The 22657-nt window shown below is 62.4% G+C and carries 23 protein-coding genes; 15 read left to right on the top strand and 8 right to left on the bottom strand.

Annotation, left to right across the window (positions count from 1 at the left end; translation table 11 throughout):
* Nucleotides 1–6: 6 nt before the first annotated feature.
* From murC to CSQ91_RS25605, 6 genes are all read left to right on the top strand, one after another.
* Nucleotides 7–1410 carry a UDP-N-acetylmuramate--L-alanine ligase gene (gene murC, locus CSQ91_RS25630; RefSeq protein ID WP_034784971.1) on the top strand — a complete coding sequence of 468 codons (1404 nt, stop codon included), beginning with the start codon at nt 7–9 and terminating at the stop codon, nt 1408–1410.
* A 1-nt stretch (nt 1411) separates the two neighbouring features.
* Nucleotides 1412–2380: a D-alanine--D-alanine ligase gene (locus tag CSQ91_RS25625; protein WP_052140373.1), complete on the top strand. Its 969-nt coding sequence runs from the start codon at nt 1412–1414 to the stop codon at nt 2378–2380.
* A gap of 1 nt (nt 2381) precedes the next feature.
* Entirely contained in the window at nt 2382–3194 is an 813-nt protein-coding gene (locus CSQ91_RS25620; RefSeq protein ID WP_099389998.1) for a cell division protein FtsQ/DivIB, read from the top strand.
* Between the two features lie 42 nt (nt 3195–3236).
* Complete coding sequence (gene ftsA / locus CSQ91_RS25615) at nt 3237–4469, top strand: cell division protein FtsA (protein WP_010394955.1); 1233 nt, start codon at nt 3237–3239, stop codon at nt 4467–4469.
* Between the two features lie 154 nt (nt 4470–4623).
* The gene (gene ftsZ, locus CSQ91_RS25610; protein ID WP_034784974.1) at nt 4624–5832 is read left to right on the top strand and encodes a cell division protein FtsZ; all 1209 of its coding nucleotides are present in this window, start codon (nt 4624–4626) and stop codon (nt 5830–5832) included.
* Nucleotides 5833–6056: 224 nt separating this feature from the next.
* Complete coding sequence (locus CSQ91_RS25605; protein WP_034784976.1) at nt 6057–6563, top strand: peroxiredoxin; 507 nt, start codon at nt 6057–6059, stop codon at nt 6561–6563.
* 48 nt (nt 6564–6611) lie between these two features.
* On the opposite strand, the gene CSQ91_RS25600 is transcribed toward CSQ91_RS25605, so the two are convergent.
* Nucleotides 6612–7379: a class I SAM-dependent methyltransferase gene (locus CSQ91_RS25600; protein ID WP_099389997.1), complete on the bottom strand. Its 768-nt coding sequence runs from the start codon at nt 7377–7379 to the stop codon at nt 6612–6614.
* A gap of 104 nt (nt 7380–7483) precedes the next feature.
* Here CSQ91_RS25600 and CSQ91_RS25595 point away from each other — a divergent pair, with 104 nt between their 5' ends.
* The 3 genes from CSQ91_RS25595 (at nt 7484) to lpxC (ending at nt 10271) form a co-directional block, all read left to right on the top strand.
* Nucleotides 7484–8257 (top strand): helix-turn-helix transcriptional regulator, encoded by a 774-nt coding sequence (locus CSQ91_RS25595; RefSeq protein WP_099389996.1) that lies wholly within the window; start codon nt 7484–7486, stop codon nt 8255–8257.
* A gap of 160 nt (nt 8258–8417) precedes the next feature.
* Nucleotides 8418–9260 (top strand): DMT family transporter, encoded by an 843-nt coding sequence (locus CSQ91_RS25590; protein ID WP_070258932.1) that lies wholly within the window; start codon nt 8418–8420, stop codon nt 9258–9260.
* Nucleotides 9261–9335: 75 nt separating this feature from the next.
* The gene (gene lpxC, locus CSQ91_RS25585) at nt 9336–10271 is read left to right on the top strand and encodes a UDP-3-O-acyl-N-acetylglucosamine deacetylase (RefSeq protein ID WP_070258868.1); all 936 of its coding nucleotides are present in this window, start codon (nt 9336–9338) and stop codon (nt 10269–10271) included.
* 1 nt (nt 10272) lies between these two features.
* Here the strand turns inward: lpxC and CSQ91_RS25580 are convergent, their stop codons facing one another.
* The gene (locus tag CSQ91_RS25580; protein WP_034784985.1) at nt 10273–10782 is read right to left on the bottom strand and encodes a DciA family protein; all 510 of its coding nucleotides are present in this window, start codon (nt 10780–10782) and stop codon (nt 10273–10275) included.
* Nucleotides 10783–11061: 279 nt separating this feature from the next.
* On the opposite strand from CSQ91_RS25580, the gene secA reads away from it, so the two are divergent.
* Nucleotides 11062–13830 carry a preprotein translocase subunit SecA gene (secA, locus tag CSQ91_RS25575; protein ID WP_070278127.1) on the top strand — a complete coding sequence of 923 codons (2769 nt, stop codon included), beginning with the start codon at nt 11062–11064 and terminating at the stop codon, nt 13828–13830.
* Between the two features lie 80 nt (nt 13831–13910).
* On the opposite strand, the gene CSQ91_RS25570 is transcribed toward secA, so the two are convergent.
* Nucleotides 13911–14969 carry an alpha/beta hydrolase gene (locus tag CSQ91_RS25570; protein ID WP_180278518.1) on the bottom strand — a complete coding sequence of 353 codons (1059 nt, stop codon included), beginning with the start codon at nt 14967–14969 and terminating at the stop codon, nt 13911–13913.
* 505 nt (nt 14970–15474) lie between these two features.
* Between CSQ91_RS25570 and argJ the strand changes: the two genes are divergently transcribed.
* The 5 genes from argJ (at nt 15475) to CSQ91_RS25545 (ending at nt 18760) form a co-directional block, all read left to right on the top strand.
* Nucleotides 15475–16713 carry a bifunctional glutamate N-acetyltransferase/amino-acid acetyltransferase ArgJ gene (gene argJ / locus CSQ91_RS25565; protein WP_099389994.1) on the top strand — a complete coding sequence of 413 codons (1239 nt, stop codon included), beginning with the start codon at nt 15475–15477 and terminating at the stop codon, nt 16711–16713.
* Complete coding sequence (locus CSQ91_RS25560; RefSeq protein ID WP_092612994.1) at nt 16710–17591, top strand: ATP-binding protein; 882 nt, start codon at nt 16710–16712, stop codon at nt 17589–17591. The genes argJ and CSQ91_RS25560 overlap by 4 nt, the downstream gene beginning before the upstream one ends.
* Nucleotides 17588–18010: an NUDIX domain-containing protein gene (locus tag CSQ91_RS25555; RefSeq protein ID WP_034784991.1), complete on the top strand. Its 423-nt coding sequence runs from the start codon at nt 17588–17590 to the stop codon at nt 18008–18010. The genes CSQ91_RS25560 and CSQ91_RS25555 overlap by 4 nt, the downstream gene beginning before the upstream one ends.
* Nucleotides 18011–18130: 120 nt before the next feature.
* Nucleotides 18131–18340: a FitA-like ribbon-helix-helix domain-containing protein gene (locus tag CSQ91_RS25550; RefSeq protein WP_034784992.1), complete on the top strand. Its 210-nt coding sequence runs from the start codon at nt 18131–18133 to the stop codon at nt 18338–18340.
* Nucleotides 18341–18343: 3 nt separating this feature from the next.
* On the top strand, nt 18344–18760 hold the full coding sequence (locus CSQ91_RS25545; protein WP_099389993.1) for a PIN domain-containing protein: 417 nt from the start codon (nt 18344–18346) through the stop codon (nt 18758–18760).
* Between the two features lie 3 nt (nt 18761–18763).
* Here CSQ91_RS25545 and yacG read toward each other — a convergent pair whose 3' ends face one another.
* The 5 genes from yacG to CSQ91_RS25520 form a co-directional block, all read right to left on the bottom strand.
* Nucleotides 18764–18955, bottom strand: coding sequence for a DNA gyrase inhibitor YacG (gene yacG, locus CSQ91_RS25540; RefSeq protein WP_034785391.1), 192 nt, complete (start codon nt 18953–18955; stop codon nt 18764–18766).
* Between the two features lie 18 nt (nt 18956–18973).
* Nucleotides 18974–19729, bottom strand: a complete 756-nt coding sequence (gene zapD, locus CSQ91_RS25535) for a cell division protein ZapD (protein ID WP_034748811.1) — start codon at nt 19727–19729, stop codon at nt 18974–18976.
* Between the two features lie 62 nt (nt 19730–19791).
* Nucleotides 19792–20439 (bottom strand): dephospho-CoA kinase, encoded by a 648-nt coding sequence (gene coaE, locus CSQ91_RS25530; RefSeq protein WP_099390079.1) that lies wholly within the window; start codon nt 20437–20439, stop codon nt 19792–19794.
* A gap of 32 nt (nt 20440–20471) precedes the next feature.
* The gene (locus tag CSQ91_RS25525; protein ID WP_099390078.1) at nt 20472–21341 is read right to left on the bottom strand and encodes a prepilin peptidase; all 870 of its coding nucleotides are present in this window, start codon (nt 21339–21341) and stop codon (nt 20472–20474) included.
* Nucleotides 21342–21446: 105 nt separating this feature from the next.
* Nucleotides 21447–22643, bottom strand: coding sequence for a type II secretion system F family protein (locus CSQ91_RS25520; protein WP_099389992.1), 1197 nt, complete (start codon nt 22641–22643; stop codon nt 21447–21449).
* Nucleotides 22644–22657: the final 14 nt, after the last annotated feature.

Below are 22657 nucleotides of genomic sequence, written 5' to 3'. Positions count from 1 at the left end.
AGCTCTGTGAAGCATAAAGTAAACAATATCCACTTTGTCGGCATTGGCGGCAGCGGCATGAGCGGCATCGCCGAAGTGCTGGTCAACCTCGGCTACAAGGTGTCGGGCTCCGACCTGGGCAGCAATGCGGCGACGCAGCGCCTGGCGAGCCTGGGCGCGACCGTCATGCTGGGTCACGCGGCCGAGAACATCGGCGACGCCGATGCGGTAGTGACGTCGGGCGCCGTCCCGCAAGACAATCCTGAAGTGGCGGCCGCGCGCGCGCGCAAGATTCCGCTGGTGCCGCGTGCCGTGATGCTCGGTGAATTGATGCGCCTGAAGCGCGGTATCGCCATCGCCGGCACGCACGGCAAGACGACAACCACCAGCCTGGTCGCTTCCGTGCTGGCGCAGGGCGGTCTCGACCCGACTTTCGTCATCGGCGGCCGCCTGACCAGCGCCGGCGCGAACGCCAAGCTGGGCTCGGGCGACTACCTGGTAGCCGAAGCCGATGAATCGGATGCCTCGTTCCTGAACCTGACGCCGATGATCGAAGTGATCACGAATATCGACGCCGATCACATGGACACCTACGAGCACGATTTTGAAAAGCTCAAGCAGGCTTTCGTGCAGTTCACGCACCGCTTGCCTTTCTATGGCCGCGCCATGCTGTGCATCGACGATCCGCACGTGCGCGCCATCATCCCGTCCGTCACCAAGCCCGTCACCACCTACGGTTTCGCGGAAGACGCGCAAGTGCGCGCCATCAACGCGCGCGCCGTGGGCCTGGAAATGCATTTCACCGTGCTGCAGGAAGGCTATCCGGACCTCGACGTGGTGCTGAACCAGCCCGGCATGCACAATGTGCAGAATGCCTGCTCGGCGATTGCCATCGCGCGCGAAATCGGCATCGCCGACAGCGCCACGCAGCAGGGCCTGGCCGAGTTTTCCGGCGTGGGCCGGCGCTTCACGCGTTACGGCGACGTGGCGCTGCCGAACGGCGGCACTTTTGCGCTGGTCGACGATTTCGGCCACCATCCGGTGGAAACGGAAGTGACCCTGGCCGCCGCGCGCGCCGCCTATCCTGGCCGCCGCCTGGTGCTCGCATTCCAGCCGCACCGCTACAGCCGCACGCGCGATCTGTTCGAGGATTTCGTGAAAGTGCTGGGCGCGCCCGATGTGCTGCTGCTGTCCGAAGTGTATGCGGCGGGCGAAGCGCCTATCGTCGCCGCCGACGGCCGCGCACTGGCGCATGCGCTGCGCGCGCGCGGCAAGATCGAACCGATTTTCGTCGAGTCCATGAAGGACATGGCCGACACCATCATGAGCGTGGCGCGCGACGGCGACGTCGTGCTGACCATGGGGGCCGGCTCGATCAGCGGCATCCCGCAACAACTGACAACGTATCCATCCAACACTGTAAAGGCCTGATGTGAACCAAGCTTCAGCTATCGACGTAAAACAATTGGGCAAGGTCGGCGTCCTGTTCGGCGGCAGCTCGGCCGAGCGCGAAGTGTCGCTGATGTCCGGCACGGGCGTGCTGGCCGCTTTGACAAGCCGCGGCGTGGACGCGCACGCGTTCGACACGGGCGAACGCAGCCTGGCCGAACTGGCCGCTGAACAATTCGACCGCGTCTTCATCGCGCTGCACGGCCGCTTCGGCGAAGACGGCAGCCTGCAGGGCGCGCTGGAGCAGCTGGGCATTCCCTACACGGGCAGCGGCGTGATGGCCTGTGCGGTGGGCATGGACAAGGTTTACACCAAGATGATCTGGCTGATGCACCAGCTGCCAACGCCAAAGTACGCGGTGCTCGATGACAGCTCCGACCTGGCCAAGGTCGCCGCGGAACTGGGCTTGCCGCTGATCGTCAAGCCGCCGCATGAAGGTTCGAGCATCGGCATCACGACGGTCAACCAAGCATCGGCTTTCCAGGCGGCCTACGACATCGCCGCCGGCCTCGATGATTCGGTGCTGGCCGAGGAGTTCATCAAGGGCCGCGAGTTCACCGTCGCGATCCTGGGCAAGGGCGCCACTGCGCGCGCGCTGCCGCCGATCGAGATCGTCGCGCCGCAAGGCAATTACGATTACCAGAACAAGTACTTCACGGACGATACGCAGTATTTCTGCCCGCCGCAGCTGGACCCGGCGATCGTGGCGGAGATGGAGCGCATCGCCGTGGCAGCCTACCGCGCCCTCGGCTGCGAAGGCTGGGGACGTGTGGACGTGCTGATGCGCGCGGCCGACAGCAAGCTGTTTTTGCTGGAAGTGAATACCTCGCCCGGCATGACGGGCCACTCGCTCGTGCCGATGGCGGCGCGCGCGGTGGGCATCAGCTATGAAGACCTGTGCCTGGAAATCGTCGCTGGCGCGCGTCTGAAAATGCACAAGGGACAGCGCTGATATGTGGCATGACGCTAAAAGCCTCAATACGACTGCCAACGGCTTGCTGGCCGCGGTTCTGGTCGTGTGCGTGGCCGCCGGCGTCTGGTGGGTGTCGCAGCGTTCCATGTTCGACCTGCGCACGATCAAGGTGGAAAGTGCGGACGACAAAGGCCTGCGCCACGTGAATTACCTGACCCTGCGTAGCGGCACTTTGGGCCGCATCAAGGGCAATTTCTTCACGACCAACCTGGAAAGCGTGCGCGGCGTGTTCGAATCGGTGCCCTGGGTACGCCGTGCCAGCGTGCGGCGCGAGTGGCCGAATCAGCTGATCGTGGCGCTGGAAGAACACGAAGCGCTGGGCACCTGGGGCGAGGATGGACGCCTGCTGTCGGTCAAGGGCGACGTGTTTACGGCGAATGTGGCCGAAGCCGAAGACGACCATGAGTTGCCTGCGTTTGCCGGCCCCGATGGCAGCGAAAAGGAAGTACTGGCTACCTACGTGCAGCTGGCAAAGTGGTTTGCGCCGCTGAAGATGGTGCCGGAAACCCTGTCGCTGTCGAGCCGCTATGCGTGGACCGTGAAACTGGATAACGGCATGAGCGTGGCGCTGGGACGCGAGCAGAATCACACGACCCTGAAAGCGCGGGTCGACCGGCTGGTGGGCATTTACCCGCAGCTGGCGAGCCGGCTGGAAAATATCGACACGATCGATATGCGCTACCAGAATGGCCTGGCGCTCAGTTCCGCCGGCCTGGTGATACCGGCCGAAGGCAAGGATGGAAAGCCAGTCATGAAGAAGAAAAACAGCAGTCCGATTAAAAAACCGACTTAACCCAATAATTTTAATTTATAGCCCATACAGTAGGCGACAGAAATGACAAAAGACGCGAAAAACCTGATCGTCGGCCTCGACATCGGCACCTCGAAAGTGGTGGCGGTGGTAGCCGAAGTGATGTCCGACGGGCGCCACGAAGTGATCGGGCTGGGCCAGCACGAATCGAAGGGCCTGAAAAAAGGCGTGGTGGTCAATATCGAGGCCACGGTGGAGTCCATCCAGCGCGCGCTGGAAGAGGCCGAGCTGATGGCCGACTGCAAGATCCGCAATGTGTACGCGGGCATTGCGGGCAGCCATATCCGCAGCTTCAATTCCAGCGGCATGGTGGCCATCAAGGACAAGGAAGTGACGGCGACCGACGTGGCGCGCGTCATCGAGACGGCAAAAGCGGTTAACATTCCGACCGATCAGCAATTGCTGCACACGGTGCCGCAAGAGTTCATCGTCGACAGCCAGGAAGATGTGCGCGAGCCTATCGGCATGAGCGGCATCCGCCTGGAGGTGAAGGTGCATATCGTCACCGGTGCCGTGTCGGCGGTGCAGAACATCGTCAAGTGCGTGCGCCGCTGCGGCCTGGAAGTGTCGGACCTGATCCTGCAGCCGATGGCGTCCGCCGATGCGGTGCTCACGCCCGATGAGAAGGAACTGGGCGTGGTGCTGATCGACATCGGTGGCGGCACGACCGATGTGGCGGTATTTTCCGATGGCGCGATCCGCCATACGGCAGTCATCCCCATCGCCGGCGACCAGATCACCAACGACATCGCCATGGCCTTGCGCACCCCGACCGCGGAAGCGGAAGAAATCAAGATCCGCTATGGAGTGGCCAAGCAGGTCCTGGCCGACCCCGGCGAATCGCTGGAAGTGCCTGGCCTGGGAGACCGCGGCCCGCGCAACCTGTCGCGCCAGGCGCTGGCGGCAGTGATCGAGCCGCGCGTCGAGGAGCTGTTCGCCATGGTGCACCAGGTGGTGCGCGAATCCGGTTATGAAGGCGTGCTGTCGTCGGGCATCGTGCTCACGGGCGGCACCTCCATCATGCCCGGCATGGTGGAAATGGCGGAAGATATTTTCCTGAAACCGGCGCGCCTGGGCACGCCCGAGTATCGGGGACAGCTGGCCGATGTGGTGCGCAGTCCGCGCTATGCCACGGTGTTGGGCCTGCTGCTGGAAGCGAAGAAGCAATACCTGCGCGGCCACATCGTGACGCGTCAGGACGGCTCGGTGAAGGCAGTCTGGCAGCGCATGAAGGAATGGTTTTTAGGGAATTTTTAAGGGCATGATTTTCGCCCGGCAGGACAGGTTTTTTGGCAGCATCGCAGGTACACACACATAACTTTATTTTATATTTAACCGCAGTTTTCAATCTCCAGTTCTCCTACCAATATGAGGCCTGGCGCTTGGAAACCGCATCTGATAGGAGCACATCATGGAGTTCGATATGGTCGATAACACAGCTTTAGGTACCGTCATCAAGGTCGTCGGCGTCGGCGGTGCGGGTGGCAATGCAGTCCAACACATGATCAACAAAGGCATGTCGGGCGTGGAGTTCATTGCCGCCAACACCGACGCACAGGCCCTGTCGACATCGAAGGCCCACAACATCATCCAGATCGGCGATACCGGTCTGGGCGCCGGCATGAAGCCTGCCGTCGGCCGCCAGCTGGCGGAAGAATCGCGCGCGCGAATCGCCGATTCGCTGCGCGGCGCGCACATGGTCTTCATCGCTGCCGGCATGGGCGGCGGTACGGGCACGGGCGCCGCTCCTATCGTGGCCGAAGTGGCCAAGGAACTGGGCGCGCTGACGGTGGCCGTGGTCTCCAAGCCATTCTCGTACGAAGGCCAGAAGTGCATGGACATCGCCGACGAAGGCCTGGAGCAGCTGTCCCTGCACGTCGATTCGCTGATCATCATCCTGAACGAAAAGCTGGAAGAGATCTACGAAGACGAAAGCATGCTGGAATGGATGCAGCACGCCGATGATGTGCTCAACAACGCGGTGGCCGGCATTGCCGAGATCATCAACGTGCCTGGCCATATCAACGTCGACTTCAACGACGTGAAAACCATCATGGGCGAGCAGGGCAAGGCCATGATGGGCACGGCGACGGCTTCCGGCGTCGACCGCGCGCGCATCGCCGCCGAACAGGCTGTCGCTTCGCCGCTGTTGGATGGCATCGACCTGTCCGGCGCGCGCGGCGTGCTGGTCAACGTCACGGCAAGCCGTGGCTTGAAAGGTAAAGAGATCAAGGAAGTCATGGCTGCCGTGCGCGCGTTTGCCGCGCCGGACGCGTCGATCGCGCAAGGTATCGCCTACGACGACGCCATGGGCGACGACATCCGCGTTACCGTGGTGGCCACGGGCCTGGGCCGCGCCAAGAAAAACATCCAGCTGGTACCGCAGCAAGTGCTGCGCACCGGCACCCACAACAGCCCGTTGACCCCGTCGGCTGCCATGGGTAGCGCGCAAGCGGCGACGACGACGGTTGGCGTGGCTACGCCGGCAGCCGGTTTTGACGGCATGAAGGCGCCGGCGGTATGGCGTCGCGAATCGGCTTCCGAGCAAGTGCGCGCGATGGAAAAGAATGGCATGGAGACGTATGACATTCCTGCCTTCCTGCGCAAACAGGCCGACTAAGGTGATGTGATGCATGCAACGATGACGGCGGCCTGAGGGCCGCCGTTTTTTTTTGCCGGTTTTTGACTTTTGACTTTGCCTTTCCGGCCATTTTCTGCACAAATACGGCAAGTCAGGCATACTATCGCGCTGAGCCAGCATCACGCTAGCCGAACCAGATCACGGGCGCTGTCCGCGCCATGAAGCGGGCAGCGTCTTCAACCGACAGTACACAAGGAGTCAACATGACCATCAAGATCGGCGACACCCTGCCAGAAGGCACCCTGGCCGAATTCATCGAAAGCGAAACCGAAGGTTGCGCACTGGGCCCGAACACGTTCAACGTGCAAGACCTGGTCAAGGGCAAGAAGATCGCCATCTTCGGCCTGCCAGGCGCGTACACCCCGACCTGCTCCGCACAGCACGTGCCAGGCTACGTCAAGCACGCTGCCGACCTGAAAGCCAAGGGCGTCGATGAAATCTGGTGCATCTCCGTCAACGACGCGTTCGTGATGGGTGCCTGGGGCCGTGACCAGAAAGCCACCGGCGTGGTGCGCATGATGGCTGACGGCAATGCCGCCTACAGCAAGGCCCTGGGCCTGGACGCCGATTTTTCCAAGCATGGCATGGGTACGCGCTCGCAGCGCTACTCGCTGCTGGTCGACAATGGCGTCGTGACGCAATTGAACATCGAGCAGGGCGGCAAGTTTGAAGTGTCGAATGCCGAGACGCTGCTGGGTCAACTGGCTTAAGCGCTTCCTGTTCGCATGAAAACGGCGCCATCGGCGCCGTTTTTACGTTTACTGTACTGAGGGTTTCGTCGCCTCGAACATGGCCGCATCGATGCTGAACGAATAATCGTCCTGCAGTGCGAAATACCGGCGCGCTTCCTCGGGCGCGCCATCGAACAGGTTGCGGATGGCCGCCACTCTTTCGATCGGCGTGCGCATGCGCGCCACCCACTCGTCGAACTGCATCGTCAGTTTCCACACGCTGCGCAAGCTGTGCGTAAAGCCCGCGCTATCGAACTTGGCGCCCCATTCGCAGGTGCGGTAGTCGCGCACGTGCGAAGCGTCGCGCAGCATTTCCACCGCCTGCAGCGTGCTGTCGTACAGGGCCGTTTTCGGCGCGACGATGTCGACCACCAGCAAGGTGCCGTTCGGGCGCAGCACGCGCCACGCTTCGGCCAGGGCTCCCGCCACATCGTTCCAGTGATGCGCGGAAAAGCGCGTGACGACCATGTCGAAGCTGGCGTCGGCAAACGGCAGGCGGGCCACATCGCCCTGCTGCGTGCTGATGTTGTGCAAGCCGCGCTGCGCCCTGGCGTGGTCGACCACGTCGAGCATGGACTGCGCCAGATCGTAGGCGACGACGGAAGCTGCCACGGGGGCGACGGCAAAGCTGGCATGGCCTGCGCCGCAGCCCAGGTCCAGGACGACGGGTTTGCCGTGGCGGCGCGCGCATTCCTGCATCAGCACCAGATCGGCGCCTTGCGCATGTACGGCGCTGCTCAGGTAGGCATTCGCCGTCTTGCCAAACTGTTCGGTAACGACATCGTGCTGCTGCATGTTTTTCTCCTGTGGATGGGTGAGTTCCTGCAGAATAGGGATAAAATTATCCTGTAACAAGACCATAACTTATACTGGTATATCTACTACCATGCATCGCTGCCATGTCGAACAAACTTGCTGAATTCATCCGCGCCCGGCGCGAAGCCGTCACCCCCGCCATGGCTGGCTTGTCCGGCGGCGGGCGGCGGCGCACGCCGGGCTTGCGGCGCGAAGAGCTGGCACAGCTGTGCGATGTCAGTCCCACCTGGCTGACGTGGCTGGAGCAGGGGCGGCCCGTGTCGGCATCGGCCAGGATGCTGGCCCGCCTGGCGCAGGTGTTGCAGCTGAGCACGGCCGAGCGCGCCTATCTGTTCGAGGTGGCCGACAAGCATGACCCCAGCCACGGGACGGGCGAGGGCAGTGGTCCTGCCGCCGCCGAGCTGGCCGCCATCGTTGCCGCCATCGACGCGCCCGCGTACATCCTCGACCGCGCATGGAATGCCGTGGCGTGGAACGGGGCGGCATCCACCTTGTTTGCCGGCTGGCTGCATGACGATGCGGCCGCACCGAACCAGCTGCGCTTCATGTTCCTGGACGCGGGGGCGCGCGACCTGGTCATCGGCTGGCCCGAACGGGCGCAGCGCCTGGTGGCGGAGTTCCGCGCCGATATCGGCCGGCAGGCGGACCAAGTGCCGCTGGCCGGCCTGATCGCGGAACTGGCTGACGCCAGCTTTGAATTTCGCCAATGGTGGGGCGCGCAGCAGGTGCAGGGCCGCGATGGCGGCTTGCGCCAGTTCCAGCATGCGCAACAGGGACTGCTGGCGTTCAATCAGGTGACCCTGCACCTGGCGCGCCAGCATGAACTGAAACTGGTGATGCTGTTGCCTGTGTCATAAGGTAAAACGGCCGCGCTTGTTATAATCTGGCTGACCGCCTGGCCCTGCCTTTCCAGACCATGCTGTCCTGGCTCCGGCCGTCGCCATGATGACGGTCCCGCTCTTTCGCCAGGAGTCTGTCCTGATACCCCGCAATCAAAACCTGCGCAGCATCTATGTGATGCTGATCGCCGTCGCCATGTTTTCCCTGATGGACACGGCCATGAAGCTGTTGTCCGCCCATTATCCTCCCATGCAGGTGACGGCCTTGCGCGCCCTGTCGTCGTTGCCGCTCGTCTGCCTGTACCTGCTGTACCGCGGCGCCTTCAAGAACGTGCTGAAGGTGCGCTGGCCGCTGCACTTGCTGCGCGGCGCCCTGGGCGTGCTGATGATCACCCTGTTCGCCTACGGCTTGAAGCGCATGTCGCTGGCCGAGACATATGCGCTGTTTTTTGTTGCCCCCTTGTTCATCACCGTCCTGTCGGTGTTTATCCTCAAGGAAAAAGTCGACTTCGCGCGCTGGTGCGCCATCGCCGTGGGCCTGCTGGGCGTGCTGGTGGCGCTGCGCCCCGACGGTTCGGGATTCTTTTCGCTGGCCGGGCTGGCCGTGCTGGGCTCGGCCGCCTGTTACGCCATTTCCGCCGTGACGGGACGCATCCTGAGCCGCACGGACGCCAGCGAAAGCATGGTCTTCTGGCTGATGGTGATGATGGCCCTCGGCGGCGTGGCCCTGTCGGCGCATGAGTGGGTGAGTATCCGCCGCGAAGACTGGTGGCTGCTGGCGGGCTTGTCACTGAGTGGCTTCCTGGGCCAGCTGGCCATCACGGAAGCCTTTCGCCATGGCAAGGCGTCCAGCGTGGCGCCGTTCGAATACTCGGCCCTGGCATGGGGCATGGCCCTGGACTGGATGCTGTGGCGTGCCTTGCCCGACGAATACACCTTGATCGGCGCGGCCATCATCATCGGCAGCGGCATTTATCTGGTACGCCGCGAAGCCGTGCATGCGGAAAGCGAACATCCGTGATGAGCCGTTGTGGTATTTCTGGCGTGGGCCATGCCGCGCCGCAACGAAAATCCGGCAAATAGATATAATCGACAGATGTTAAAACAACGCACTATCAAACAACAGGTCCGCACCATCGGTGTCGGTTTGCACTCTGGCACCAAGGTCGAGCTGATCTTGCGTCCTGCCGCGATCGATACGGGCATCGTGTTTCGCCGCATCGACCTCGATCCCATCGTCGAGTTTCCCGCCAGCGCCATGGCGGTGGGCGATACGCGCATGGCTTCCGTGCTGATCAAGGATGGCGCCAGGGTTTCCACCGTGGAACATCTGATGTCGGCGGCGGCCGGCCTGGGTGTCGACAATATGTACATCGATGTGAATGCGGAAGAAATTCCCATCATGGACGGTTCCGCCTCGTCCTTCGTCTATCTGCTGCAGCAGGCGGGCGTGGAAGAGCAGCAGGCGCCAAAGAAATTCATCAAGGTCATCAAGCCGGTGGAAGTGCGTCACGGCAAGGGCGACGCCGAGAAATGGGCGCGCTTGTCGCCGTACGACGGTTTCAAGCTCGATTTCTTCATCGAATTCAACCATCCTGCCGTCGATGGCACGATGCAGCGCGCTTCCGTGGATTTTGGCGACGTGTCGTATGTGCACGACGTGGCGCGCGCGCGCACCTTCGGTTTCATGCAGGACGTGGAAAGCTTGCGCGGCATGGGCCTGGCCCGTGGCGGTTCGCTGGAAAACGCCATCGTCATGGACGAGTACCGCATCCTCAACGCCGATGGCTTGCGCTATGAAGACGAGTTCGTGCGCCACAAGATCCTCGACGCCATCGGCGACCTGTACCTGGTGGGCCATCCCCTGCTCGCGTACTACACTGCGCACAAGTCGGGCCACGCGCTGAACAACCAGCTGCTGCTGGCGCTGCTGGAGCAGCCGGAATCCTATGAAATCGTGTCGTTCGCCACGAACGAGGCGGCGCCGCAATCCTACCTGCGCCAGATGGAACGCGAGTGGTCCTTGACCTGAGTTAATCTTTAGGTTCGCGGTGGTGGCGCACTAAACTGCGCAGCGCCGCGATCAATTGCTCGTTCTGTTTCGACGCGGGCAGGGCCGTGCTCAGCTCTTCCAGGGCCGACATGGCTTTTTCCGGCAAGACCAGCGCCCGTGTATGTACGATGGGCGCGATGCTCTTGATGACTTGCACTTTCAGCTTGATGCCTGAAATCTGCCAGCCCTTTCTTTCCAGTTCCCCTTGCAGTTTCGGCAATTGCTGCTTGAGCTTGGCCGCCAGCGCCGCGTTCGGCGTGGCCAGCACGAGCTGGCCGCCCTCGAATTGCAGGATGTCGCAATGCTCGAACATGGCCGGCAAGGCCTTGGCGCAATCTTTTTGCAGGGCGGCCAGGCGCGTGACGGTGGGCATCAGGGAGGCCATCGTCGCATTGCCGCGCAGAAAATCGGTTGCGCCCGTGACGGCCGGGCCTGAACGGGCAAAGCCGTAGCCGCGGCGCGGTGCCGGAGAATAAGTGGGAGTTCGCATGGCCGAAACATAGCACACTCGCCCGCGCATGACGAGTGCGGCGGCGGGTGCGGCGCAGGCGGGCGGGCCGTATTGCCTTACAGTATGGAAAATGTCCGCAATTTCTGCCATTTGTTTGTCATTAAGCTATTGTTATATGGCGCATTACCCCAACCATGTCGGGAACGCATGATAAAATCATCGTCTTTTGCCATAGTCGAACTCCGTGCGGTGACGCGATTACTACCTCGTTGTTCCCTACCGAGCTTTTTTTAACGGCGTTTTTTCAAGAATTCAAGCATGTCATTACTGACCCAGATTTTCGGTAGCCGCAACCAGCGGCTGCTCAAGCAATACCAAAAAACGGTACGCGAGATCAATGCGCTCGAGCCGGCCATCGAAAAGCTGTCGGATGCCGAGCTGCAAGCGAAGACGCCTGCCTTCAAGGAACGCATCGCCGCTGGCGAATCGCTCGATGCCTTGTTGCCGGAAGCATTTGCCGTCTGCCGCGAGGCCAGCAAGCGCGTCCTGCGCATGCGCCATTTCGATGTGCAGATGATCGGCGGCATGGTCTTGCATTTCGGTAAGATCGCGGAGATGGGCACGGGCGAGGGCAAGACCCTGATGGCAACCTTGCCAGCCTACCTGAATGCCTTGTCGGGCAAGGGCGTGCATATCGTCACCGTCAATGACTACCTGGCGCAGCGCGATGCCGAGACCATGGGCCGCCTGTATGCATGGCTGGGCCTGTCGACGGGCGTGAACATGTCGCAGATGGAGCACAGCGCCAAGCAACAGGCGTACAACTCCGACATCACGTATGGCACGAATAACGAATTCGGTTTCGACTTCCTGCGCGACAACATGGTCTACGAAGCGCGCGAGCGCGTGCAGCGCAGCCTGAACTTCGGCATCGTCGATGAAGTCGACTCGATCCTGATCGATGAAGCGCGTACGCCGCTGATCATTTCGGGCCAGGCCGAGAACCATACGGACCTGTATCACAAGATCAATGAAGTGCCTGCGCGCCTGACTTTGCAGATCGGCGAAGAAACGCCGGACGGCAAGGGCAAGGTTGACGTGCCGGGCGACTATACCAAGGATGAAAAAGCGCACCAGGTGCTGCTGACGGAAGCCGGCCATGAAAAGGCCGAAGGCATCCTGATGGAAATGGGCCTGCTGCCGGAAGGCGCGTCGCTGTACGATTCGGCCAACATCACCCTCGTGCACCACCTGTATGCGGCCCTGCGCGCGCATGCGCTGTACTTCAAGGATCAGCACTATGTGGTGCAGAACAATGAAGTGGTGATCGTCGATGAATTCACGGGCCGTCTGATGACGGGCCGTCGCTGGTCCGATGGCTTGCACCAGGCCGTCGAAGCGAAGGAAGGCGTCAAGATCCAGAACGAGAACCAGACCCTGGCCTCGATCACCTTCCAGAACTACTTCCGCATGTACGCCAAGCTGGCCGGCATGACCGGCACGGCCGATACCGAAGCATACGAATTCCAGGAAATCTACGGCCTGGAAACGGTCGTGATCCCGCAAAACCGTCCGCTGCAGCGCAAGGACCGCCAGGATCAGGTCTACAAATCGTCGGCGGAAAAATACAACGCGATGTTGAACGACATCCGCGACTGCTACGAGCGCGGCCAGCCCGTGCTGGTGGGCACGACCTCGATCGAGAACTCGGAACTGCTGTCGGGCATCCTGACCAAGGCCGGTTTGCCGCACAACGTGCTGAACGCGAAGCAGCATGCCCGCGAAGCGGAAATCATCGCCCAGGCAGGCCGTCCGAAAGCCATCACCATCGCCACCAACATGGCCGGTCGCGGTACCGATATCGTGTTGGGCGGTAACGTCGAAAACCAGATCAAGTTCATCGAAGCCAATGCTGAACTGAGCGATGCCGACAAGGCCGCCCAGTCGCAGACCTTGCGCGATGAATGGCAATCCCTGCACGACCACGTGGTCAATGCGGGCGGCTTGCACATCATCGGCACCGAACGCCACGAATCGCGCCGCGTCGACAATCAGCTGCGTGGCCGTGCCGGCCGCCAGGGCGATCCGGGTTCGTCGCGCTTCTACCTGTCGCTCGACGACGCGCTGCTGCGCATCTTCGCCGGCGACCGCGTGCGCGCCGTGATGGACCGTTTGAAAATGCCGGAAGGCGAACCGATCGAGGCAGGCATCGTCTCGCGTTCGATCGAATCGGCCCAGCGCAAGGTGGAAGCGCGCAACTTCGACATCCGCAAGCAATTGCTGGAATACGATGACGTCGCCAACGACCAGCGCAAGGTCATCTACCAGCAGCGTAACGAGCTGCTGGAAACGACCGATATTTCCGACATGATAGCTTCCTTGCGTCACGGCGTGTTCACCGACCTCGTGCACGAGTACGTGCCGCACGAGTCGGTGGAAGAGCAGTGGGATATCAAGGGCCTGGAAAACACCCTGGCGAGCGAATGGCAGCTCGACCTGCCGCTGCAGCAGATGCTGGAAGCCGATTCGACCCTGACGGACGACGAGATCTTGGAAAAAGTGTTGGCCGCGGCCGATGCCGTGTACCAGTCGAAGATCGATATCGTCGGCAAGGAATCGTTTGGCGGCTTCGAACGCAATGTCATGCTGCAAAGCGTGGACAGCCACTGGCGCGAACACCTGGCGGCGCTCGATCACCTGCGCCAGGGTATTCACCTGCGCGGTTATGCGCAGAAGAACCCGAAACAGGAATACAAGCGCGAAGCGTTTGAACTGTTTGGCCAGATGCTCGACATGATCAAGAACGACGTCACGAAACACGTGATGACGGTACGCATCCAGTCGCGCGAAGAAGTCGATGCAGCCGAACAGGCGATGCAGCAGTCGCACGTGGAAAACGTGCACTACCAGCACGCTGAATTCGACCCGAACGCTGCGCCGGAAGAGCTGCTGGCGCCTGTGGCCGGCGGCAACATGGACAACGTCGACGACATGAGCGTGAGCATGGGCGTCAAGGTTGGCCGTAACGACCCATGCCCTTGCGGCAGCGGCAAGAAGTACAAGGCTTGCCACGGCAAGCTGGCGTAAAGCCCGCTGCATGGCCTGAACAAAAACGGAGACCACGGTCTCCGTTTTTTTATGTCCGGAATGTCTTGCGCGGTCCCGGCTCAGGGAAAGGCCCAGTATTGCGGCGCCTGCGAGGGAATGCCCTTCAAGCCGCCGCGATTTTTTGCCCGTTGCCCCGTCTTGATCATGGTGGCGATATCGGTCAGCAAGACGCGGTTGCTGGCGAAGTAGTCGTGCCCCATGAAGTTCATGATGACGGCCGAGGCATCGACGAGCTCCATGCCGGGGATGCTGACGATGGGGCCGCGGATGTCGCCTATCCTGTCCCAGTCGGCAAAATTGTAGGAAGCGCGGATGGCCTTGTCGTTCGCGGAAGCGTACAGGGTGGCAGGGAGCTTGAGGCTGGCAAAACGGGGGGCGATCTGGTCGCGGAAGACATCGGCATTGATGTCAGGCGCTGCCAGCACCACCTGCTTGAACAGGGGCAGCAGTTCGGGGCGTTTTTCCAGCAGGTTGGCCAGGGCGACGGTCATCGGGCGGTTGCCCATGCTGTGGGCGATGAGGTAGATATCGGTGGCGGACGAGTGCGCCGCGAAGTCGGCCAGGAATGCCTGCAGGTGCGCCTGCGTCCATTCGGCCGAATTCTGATCGTATTCATAGCCGGCCAGGGTGCCTTTCGATGGCCAGCTGTAGAACACGGGCAGGGCGCCGATATCGAGGTCGACCGCCATCTGCGCCGTGCGCCGCGCGGCGTCGTCAAAGGAGTTGCTGTAGCCATGGATGTAGATGAAGGCGGCGTGCCGTTCCGGGGCGGCCTGTATCCTGGCCTTGACGGTGGCGAGAAAATCCTCGCGCGACAGGCGCGTGGCTTCCTTGATCAGCACATATTTTTGCGCATTGTCGCTGGAAAGGATGGCGTACCAGGGCGGCAACGGCAGTTCGCCCGGTGCTCTTTTTTCAGGGATGCTGACGAGGACGCTGCCGTAGCTCAGGTGGGGCGCGGCGCGGTTGGGCTGCCAGCCATAGCTGCGGCTGCTGGCCTGGTATTGCCTGTCGGTGGCGTAGTACACCGTGACGTGCACGGCGCCGGCCGGCGGTGGATCGTTGCCAGGCTTGGCCATGCCGCTACTGCCGGTCAGGTTACCCAGGTTGCCGACCAAGCCGCCGATGCCTGACCATGAGCTGCTCCATGGGAAGGTTGGCGGTGGCCGTCGCACCCCGGTCGTGGGTGGAAATTCTGCGGCAGGCGGCGTTTCAGCGGCAGGCGGCGCTGTGGATGCCAGATCGGTGGCGTGGCCAATGGCATGACCGGCCGCTTCACCTGGCAGCGTACAGGCCGTCAACGAGGCCAGCAGGCAAAACAGGCAGCATAAACACCATAGACGTAACGGGCGTGCCGAGCCTGAATCGCTGCGATGCATGCGGTAGGATTTTCCATGCGCCATGACATCCCCTCCCCGGGCGCTTGTGCGAGACGCGTGATCGTCGGTTCTTATACCTTAGCGCCGCCAGGCGGCGGTGTTCTGATAAATCGCAAGCCTGGTCATGTTGCCGACCGGCTTCGCGACTGCCCTGGCCGGCGCGACGATTCCCTTGCCGCATGTTCACCCGAGCCGCGAAGGCGCTACAATAGCGCTTCCCTTTTCCCTCGCAGAAGAAATCACCATGGCCGTCAATTCTCCCAAGCCCGTCGCCGCCGACTTGAAAGCCGTCGCCGGCATTGAAATCGGTGTTGCCGAAGCCGGCATCAAGAAACCCAACCGCAAGGATTTGCTGGTATTGAAACTGGCGCCGACGGCCACCGTGGCTGGCGTGTTCACCTTGAACCGCTTCTGCGCCGCGCCCGTGCAAATCTCGAAAGCCAACCTGGCCGCCGTGACGGCTGGCGCCGCGCCGATCCGCGCGCTGCTGGTCAACACGGGCAACGCGAATGCTGGCACGGGCGAATCGGGCCTGGCCGACGCGCAGGCCAGCTGCGCCGCGCTGGCCGAGCTGCTGGGCTGCACGCCGCAACAAATCCTGCCGTTTTCCACCGGCGTGATTCTCGAACCCTTGCCCGTGCAGCGCCTGGTCGCCGGCTTGCCGCAAGCCGTCGCCGCGCTGACGTCGGACAACTGGTTCTCGGCCGCCGAAGCCATCATGACCACCGACACGCAGCCGAAAGCCGGTTCGCGCACGGTCACCATCGGTGGCCACGCGGTCACCCTGACGGGCATCAGCAAGGGCGCCGGCATGATCAAGCCGAACATGGCCACCATGCTGGGTTTTCTCGCGTTTGACGCCACCGTGGCGCAACCGGTGCTGGACCAGCTGGTGAAACAGGCGGCCGACAAATCGTTCAACTGCATCACCATCGACGGCGACACGTCCACCAATGACTCGTTCATGCTGGTCGCCACGGGCGCCGGCAGCCTGGTGATCGATTCCATCGATTCGCCGCACTATGCGCAACTGGCCGCCGCCGTGACTGAACTGTCCACTTTTCTCGCGCAAGCCATCGTGCGCGACGGCGAAGGCGCGACGAAGTTCATGACCGTGACCGTGGAAGACGGCCGCAACGTGGAAGAGTGCCGCAAGATCGCCTATTCCATCGCCCATTCGCCGCTGGTGAAAACGGCCTTCTTCGCCTCCGACCCGAACCTGGGCCGCATCCTGGCCGCCATCGGCTATGCGGGCGTGGACGACCTGGACGTGGGCCAATTGAACCTGTACCTGGACGACGTGTGGGTGGCCAAGAATGGCGGCCGCAACCCGGACTACCAGGAGCAGGACGGCCAGCGCGTGATGCAGCAAAGCGAAATCACCATCCGCGTCAAGCTGGCGCGCGGCGACGCCACGGCCACCCTGTGGACGTGCGACCTGTCGCATGACTACGTGTCGATCAACGCCGACTACCGCTCATGACCAGCCTCGATCAATTCCTGATCCGCGCCGAGCGGGTGCTGGCGCGCCTCGAGTCGATCTTGCCGCCGGCCTTGCCGGCGACCGACTGGAACAGCTTTGCCTTCCGCTGGCGCCGGCGCCAGGGCGCGGCAAGCCATCTGCAGGCAGTGGCCCACGTGTCGTCCATCGCTCTGGATGACTTGCACAATATCGGTACGCAAAAGGCACAGATCGAGCAGAACACGCGCCAGTTCGTGGCCAGCCGTCCGGCCAACAACGTGCTGCTGACGGGCGCGCGCGGCACGGGCAAGTCCTCGCTGATCAAGGCTTGTCTGAACCAGTTCGCCGACCAGGGCCTGCGCCTGATCGAAGTGGACAAGGCGGACCTGGCCGACCTGCCCGACATCGTCGACCTGGTGGCGGCGCGCCCCGAGCGCTTCATCATCTTTTGCGACGACCTGTCGTTCGAGGAGGGCGAGAGCGGCTACAAGGCGCTGAAAGTGGCGCTCGACGGCAGCATCGCCGCGCAATCGGACAATGTGCTGATCTACGCCACCTCGAACCGCCGTCACCTGATGCCGGAACGGATGTCGGACAACACCAGCTACAAGACGGACGACGATGGCGACCTGCATCCGGGCGAGACGGTGGAAGAGAAAATCTCGCTGTCCGAGCGTTTCGGCCTGTGGCTGTCGTTTTACCCGTTCAAGCAGGACGATTATCTCGATATTGCGGCGCACTGGCTCGCTTCGTTCGGCTGCACGCCGGAACAGATCGCCGCGGCGCGCGGCGACGCCCTGCGCTGGGCATTGCAGCGCGGTTCCCGTTCAGGCCGGGTGGCGTGGCAATTCGCGCGCGACTATGCTGGGAAACTACCTGCGGGAAAGTTGCCGCAATGAGCGAAGTAAAAGTCACACCGGTGGACGTCGCCGTCGGTATCCTGATGAAGCCGAATGGCGACGTGCTGCTGGGCCAGCGCCCGGCCGGCAAGCCGTATGACGGCTATTGGGAATTTCCTGGCGGCAAAGTCGAACCGGGAGAAGCCATTTTTGATGCCTTGAAACGCGAGTTTGTCGAGGAGTTGGGCTTGCATATCGATACTGCCGAAGCCTGGTGCGGCGTCGAATATGTGTATCCGCACGCCCATGTGCGCTTGCATTTCTATATCAGCCGCGAGTGGCGGGGCGAGCCGCAAAGCCTGGAAGGACAGGCGTTCGCCTGGCAAGGCACGGTCGGCGTGGAACCCTTGCTGCCGGCCACCATTCCCCTGCTGGAATGGCTCGATGAGGTACGCCGCGAATCGCTGGCGCCTGCCTGATCCCAACTTGTGCCAGCAGGCAGCAGCATGCTGCGTGCTGGCGCAAGCTTTCCTGTTACTTTCCTTGTATCGCGCGCGCTTTGCGCTACAGTGCTTTCATCACGCATTGGGGAGTCTCGCATGCCGCTGACACTGACCTTTACCGATACCGATGAATTGCTGATTGCCGCCTTGCACAAGCGTGCCCGCGCGCATGGACGCAGCATCGAGGACGAGCATCGCGACATCCTGCGCAGCGCCTTGCGGCCGCTGCCGAAGCGCCCGCTCGACGATATTCTGCGCGGCATGCCCGACGTGGGGCACGATGCGGATTTCGAGCGCCGCCCTTGAGCCATGCCCGCCTACCTGGTCGATACGGATGTGATTGTTGCAGGGCGCAAGGGCAGCGCTGCGCCGGCGGGCGTGCTCGATTTTTTTGAACGGGTGGCGCCGGAAATGCGCTATGTGCCGGTGCAGGTGATTGCGCAACTGCGCGCAGGCATACAGCGCAGCTGGCGGCGCGAAGCGGCGCTGGAAGCACTGGCGCTGGAAGGCTGGCTGGAAGCCGTGCTGTCAGAATATGCGCCGCGGCTGCTGGAATTCGACCTCGATTGCGCGCTCGTGTGCGCGCGCCTGCATGCGCGCGGCCACGCGCACGGCGTCGATGGGCAGATCGCGGCGATGGGCATCGCCTATGGCTTGACGGTGGTCAGTGGCAGACTCGACAGTTTCGCGGCGCAGGGGCTGCGTCTGGAAAATCCGTTTAGTTGAGGCTTATTGCGGCTTGTTGTCTTCGTCCGCGAGGGGATCTTCGAACGGGTCGGCGGCCGGGATCGTGTATTTCTCTTCGGCCCAGGCGCCCAGGTCGATCTGCTTGCAGCGTTCCGAGCAGAACGGGCGGTATTTGTTGGCTTCAGTCCATTCGACTTTGGCGGCACAGGTGGGGCAATTAACGACGGTCATGATGGGGCAAATAAGTAACAATTAAAAATTACAGAGCGTGAGCTCGAACGGAACATCTTCTTCCAGCGGCTTGGGTTTCAAGTCGCCGCCCTGGGTGGTAAAGCGCACCCACAGCATATATTTGTTGGCGGAAATTTCCGGGATGGCGCCGCTGTTTTCATCCAGGCTCAGGCGCAGCATCTGGTACACCTTGCCTTGCAGCATTTGCTGGTAGCTGCCGCCATTGGCGATCAGTTTAACGGGGCCGCCGGAATCGCGCAGCAGGCGCAATACGAGGGCCAGCGCGTCGAACAGGGGCGCCAACGGGGCAAACCACGCGTGGATATCGGTCAGGCGCTGCTCGGAGCTGCGTTTTTGCCAGGCAAAGTAGGACGGCAAGTCGAATTCGCAGGCGCCGCCCGGAATGATGGTGCGGCCGCGGATACTCATCAGCCATTCATTGTCGCGGATATTCTGGCCCGTTTTGCCTTGCGCCGCCACCAGGGCACCGCTGACACTGTCGAGTTCGCCCAAGATGGCATCGAGGGTTTCCGGTTCCACATTTGGATTGCTGCGGTAACCGAGCAGGCTTTGGCGCTGGCGCTCGAGTTCCTGCAGCAGGTCGGACTTCAGGTCGGCGCGGCCGGCCACTTCGAGCATGTCGAAAATAGTTGCCAAGGCAACATGATGCTGCATTGCATGCTCTTGCTGGATGAAGAACTTGAATTTGTCGTACAGGTCTTCCAGCCGCAACAAGGTACGTATGCGTTCGTTGAAAGGGTATTCGTAGACAATCAAAATAATTCCCTTAAGTAAGGACCTGCAAACAATCCCGTGATTTTGAACCAAGCGTCGACAAATTACAAACGTTGCGGCCCGATTCCGGCCATTCTTTTTGAAAATGCCAGATATAAATCGTGCAACTGGGCAATCTGCGGCGCCAGGGCGGCCAAATCGCCATTATTGTCGATCACATCGTCCGCCGCCGCCAGGCGCATGGCGCGCGTGGCCTGCGTGGCCATGATGGCTTTGACTTGTTCTTCCGATAAGCCATTGCGCGCCATTACGCGCGACACTTGCAGGCTTTCCAGGCAGTCGATGACGAGTACCCGGTTGACCCGCTCCACCCATCCGCCGGACTCGACGAGCAGTGGCACGGCAAAGATCACGTAGCTGCCTGTCGCTTCGGCGGCCGCCGCCAGGGTCGCCTGGCGGATGCGCGGATGCAGGATGGCTTCCAGTTTCGCCTTGGCGGCGGCATCGGAAAACACGAGGTTGCGCATTCTGGTGCGGTCGAGGGCGCCGCGCGCATCGGCGTAGTCGGGGCCAAATTCCGCCACCAGGGCTGGCATGGCTGCGCCATTTGGCGCCGTCAGGCTGTGCGCGATCTGGTCGGTATCGACGATGGAGGCGCCGTGCGCGGCAAACAGGTCGGCCACCGTGCTCTTGCCGCAACCGATGCCGCCGGTGAGACCCACGCTGAAATAAGGGACGTTTTGTCTTTGCATGTATTTATCCATAGGGGGCAGTGCTGCGCCGGTCAGCCAATCAGGCCTAGCGTGAGGCGGGACAGGGGCGTACCGTACAGCAAGGCGATCAGGCCTGCCGCAGCCAGGTAGGGGCCGAACGGAATCGGTTTGTCGCGTCCGCGCCTGGCAAACACGATCAGCCCGATGCCGACCACGGCGCCGACCAGCGATGACAATAAGATGATCGTCGGCAGCATCGTCCAGCCCAGCCACGCACCGAGCGCCGCCAGCAATTTGAAGTCACCATAGCCCATTCCCTCCTTGCCTGTCGCCAGCTTGAAGGCCCAGTACACGCCCCACAGGGCCAGGTAGCCGGCGGCCGCGCCGATGACGGCGTCTTGCAGGGGCACGAAGGTGCCATTGATATTGACCAGCAGGCCCGCCCACAGCAGGGGAAAGGTGAGATCGTCGGGCAGCATTTGCGTATCGGCGTCGATGAAGGTCATGGCGATCAGCAGCCAGGCAAACACGAGGGTGGCGAGACCCGTCCAGCCGCTGCCGAAGTGCCAGACCAGGAGGGCCGACAGGGCGCCCGTCAGCAGTTCGACCAGCGGATAGCGCACGGAGATCGGCGCTTGGCAGGCGCTGCATTTGCCGCGCAGCAGCAGGTAACTGATGACGGGGATGTTTTCCATGGCCGTGATGCGGTGGCCGCAAGCGGTGCAGTTCGAGTGCGGCAGCATCAGGTTGTAGCGGTCCGTGTGCGGCAAGGGCAAGCCGCTTTCTTCCGCCACGTAATTATCGGATTCGCGCTGCATCATTTTCGGCACGCGGTGGATCACCACGTTGAGGAAGCTGCCGACGATCAGGCCGAACAGGGCGGCGACGAGGGCGACGGGCAGGTTGCCGGGCGCGGCGAACAGCAGGGTATCTTGCAGCATGGTGGATTTGTCTGAGGTAATGATGTTGCCGCGCAAACATTGCCTGGCACTGCCGCAGTGTAAAACATCTGCCAGCACATGGGGACGTTTTGCTCGATGGCATCGTCAAATCACGGCGCCCAGCTTGAAAATCGGCAAATACAGGGCGATCACGAGCGAGCCGACGAGCACGCCCAGCACCACCATCAGCGCCGGCTCCAGCAGCGTGGAAAGGGTGGCGACCGTGGCGTCGATGTCCGCCTCGATGATATCGGCCGCGCGCGACAGCATGGCGTCGAGCGCGCCCGATTCCTCGCCGATCAGGGCCAGCTGCGTCAGCATGGGCGGGAACACGCCGCTGTGTTCCATGGCCAGGGCCAGGCTGCCGCCGGCGCGGATTTCGCGTTCGATGCGTGTCGTCGCTTCCTGGTACAGCGTGTGGCCGGAGGCGGCGCCCACCAGGCTGAGCGAGTCGAGCAGCGGCACGCCGGCAGCGAACATGGCAGCCAAGGTGCGCGTCCAGCGGGCGATTGCCGCCTTGCGCAGGAGGGGGCCGAACACGGGTAGGCGCAAGGCCTGCAGTTGGATGTTGCGCCGCCACGCGGGATAGCGGCGCCAAGCCAGGTGCAGCAGCAGGCAGGCCAGCAGCAGCGCCGCCAGCAAGGCCAGCCAGTAGCGGACAACAAAGGCGGACAAGCCCATGACGACCAGGGTGGGCAGCGGCAAGGGTGCGCCAAAGCTGTCGAAGACCTGGCGGAAAGCGGGGACGACCACGCTCATGATGATGGCCGTGACGACGATGGCGACGAGCACGATGACCAGCGGATACATCAGGGCGCCGCGCACCTGGCGCCGCAGGGCGATGGCCTTTTCCTGGTGCGTGGCCAGGCGCGCCAGCAAATCCTGCACGATGCCGGCCTGTTCGCCTGCCGCCAGCAGGTTGCAGTACAGCTCGTCAAACAGCAGCGGGAACTGGCGGAATGCCTGCTGCAGGCTGCTGCCCGCTTCGATGTCGTGGCGCAAGTCGCGCATCAGCTCCGTGAGCGCAGGTTTGGCGTGCCCCTTGCCGGCGATGTCGAAGGCGTGCAGCAGTGGCACGCCGGCCGCCATCATGGTCGACAACTGGCGCGTGAACAGGGCGATATCCTTGCGCGTGATGGCCTTGCCGGGCGCGGCGCGTTCAGCCTGCACCCGGGTGGCCAGGATACCCTCGCGTCTCAGCGCGACCTTGGCGGCGCTGGCGTCAGCAGCGCGCAAGACGCCATCGACCGCCCTGCCATGGCGGTCCGTTCCCTTCCACGCAAAGCGCCGCTCGGCCGCCATGTGCACCTCCTGCC

It is taken from the genome of Janthinobacterium sp. BJB301, assembly GCF_002735685.1.
In the GTDB taxonomy this organism is placed as follows: Bacteria; Pseudomonadota; Gammaproteobacteria; order Burkholderiales; family Burkholderiaceae_D; genus Janthinobacterium; species Janthinobacterium lividum.
Note: the sequence above shows the minus strand (reverse complement) of the source record. Positions and strands in the feature narration are given on the sequence as shown.

Coding starts and splice junctions, on each gene's coding strand:
- lpxC (WP_070258868.1), top strand. CDS start 9,336: ATGTTAAAACAACGCACTATCAAACAACAGGTCCGCACCATCGGTGTC.
- CSQ91_RS25545 (WP_099389993.1), top strand. CDS start 18,344: ATGCCCGCCTACCTGGTCGATACGGATGTGATTGTTGCAGGGCGCAAG.
- CSQ91_RS25605 (WP_034784976.1), top strand. CDS start 6,057: ATGACCATCAAGATCGGCGACACCCTGCCAGAAGGCACCCTGGCCGAA.
- CSQ91_RS25525 (WP_099390078.1), bottom strand. CDS start 21,341: ATGCTGCAAGATACCCTGCTGTTCGCCGCGCCCGGCAACCTGCCCGTC.
- CSQ91_RS25555 (WP_034784991.1), top strand. CDS start 17,588: ATGAGCGAAGTAAAAGTCACACCGGTGGACGTCGCCGTCGGTATCCTG.
- CSQ91_RS25595 (WP_099389996.1), top strand. CDS start 7,484: ATGTCGAACAAACTTGCTGAATTCATCCGCGCCCGGCGCGAAGCCGTC.
- CSQ91_RS25550 (WP_034784992.1), top strand. CDS start 18,131: ATGCCGCTGACACTGACCTTTACCGATACCGATGAATTGCTGATTGCC.
- CSQ91_RS25560 (WP_092612994.1), top strand. CDS start 16,710: ATGACCAGCCTCGATCAATTCCTGATCCGCGCCGAGCGGGTGCTGGCG.
- CSQ91_RS25620 (WP_099389998.1), top strand. CDS start 2,382: ATGTGGCATGACGCTAAAAGCCTCAATACGACTGCCAACGGCTTGCTG.
- argJ (WP_099389994.1), top strand. CDS start 15,475: ATGGCCGTCAATTCTCCCAAGCCCGTCGCCGCCGACTTGAAAGCCGTC.
- coaE (WP_099390079.1), bottom strand. CDS start 20,439: ATGCAAAGACAAAACGTCCCTTATTTCAGCGTGGGTCTCACCGGCGGC.
- ftsZ (WP_034784974.1), top strand. CDS start 4,624: ATGGAGTTCGATATGGTCGATAACACAGCTTTAGGTACCGTCATCAAG.
- ftsA (WP_010394955.1), top strand. CDS start 3,237: ATGACAAAAGACGCGAAAAACCTGATCGTCGGCCTCGACATCGGCACC.
- CSQ91_RS25590 (WP_070258932.1), top strand. CDS start 8,418: ATGCTGATCGCCGTCGCCATGTTTTCCCTGATGGACACGGCCATGAAG.
- CSQ91_RS25580 (WP_034784985.1), bottom strand. CDS start 10,782: ATGCGAACTCCCACTTATTCTCCGGCACCGCGCCGCGGCTACGGCTTT.
- CSQ91_RS25600 (WP_099389997.1), bottom strand. CDS start 7,379: ATGCAGCAGCACGATGTCGTTACCGAACAGTTTGGCAAGACGGCGAAT.
- CSQ91_RS25520 (WP_099389992.1), bottom strand. CDS start 22,643: ATGGCGGCCGAGCGGCGCTTTGCGTGGAAGGGAACGGACCGCCATGGC.
- secA (WP_070278127.1), top strand. CDS start 11,062: ATGTCATTACTGACCCAGATTTTCGGTAGCCGCAACCAGCGGCTGCTC.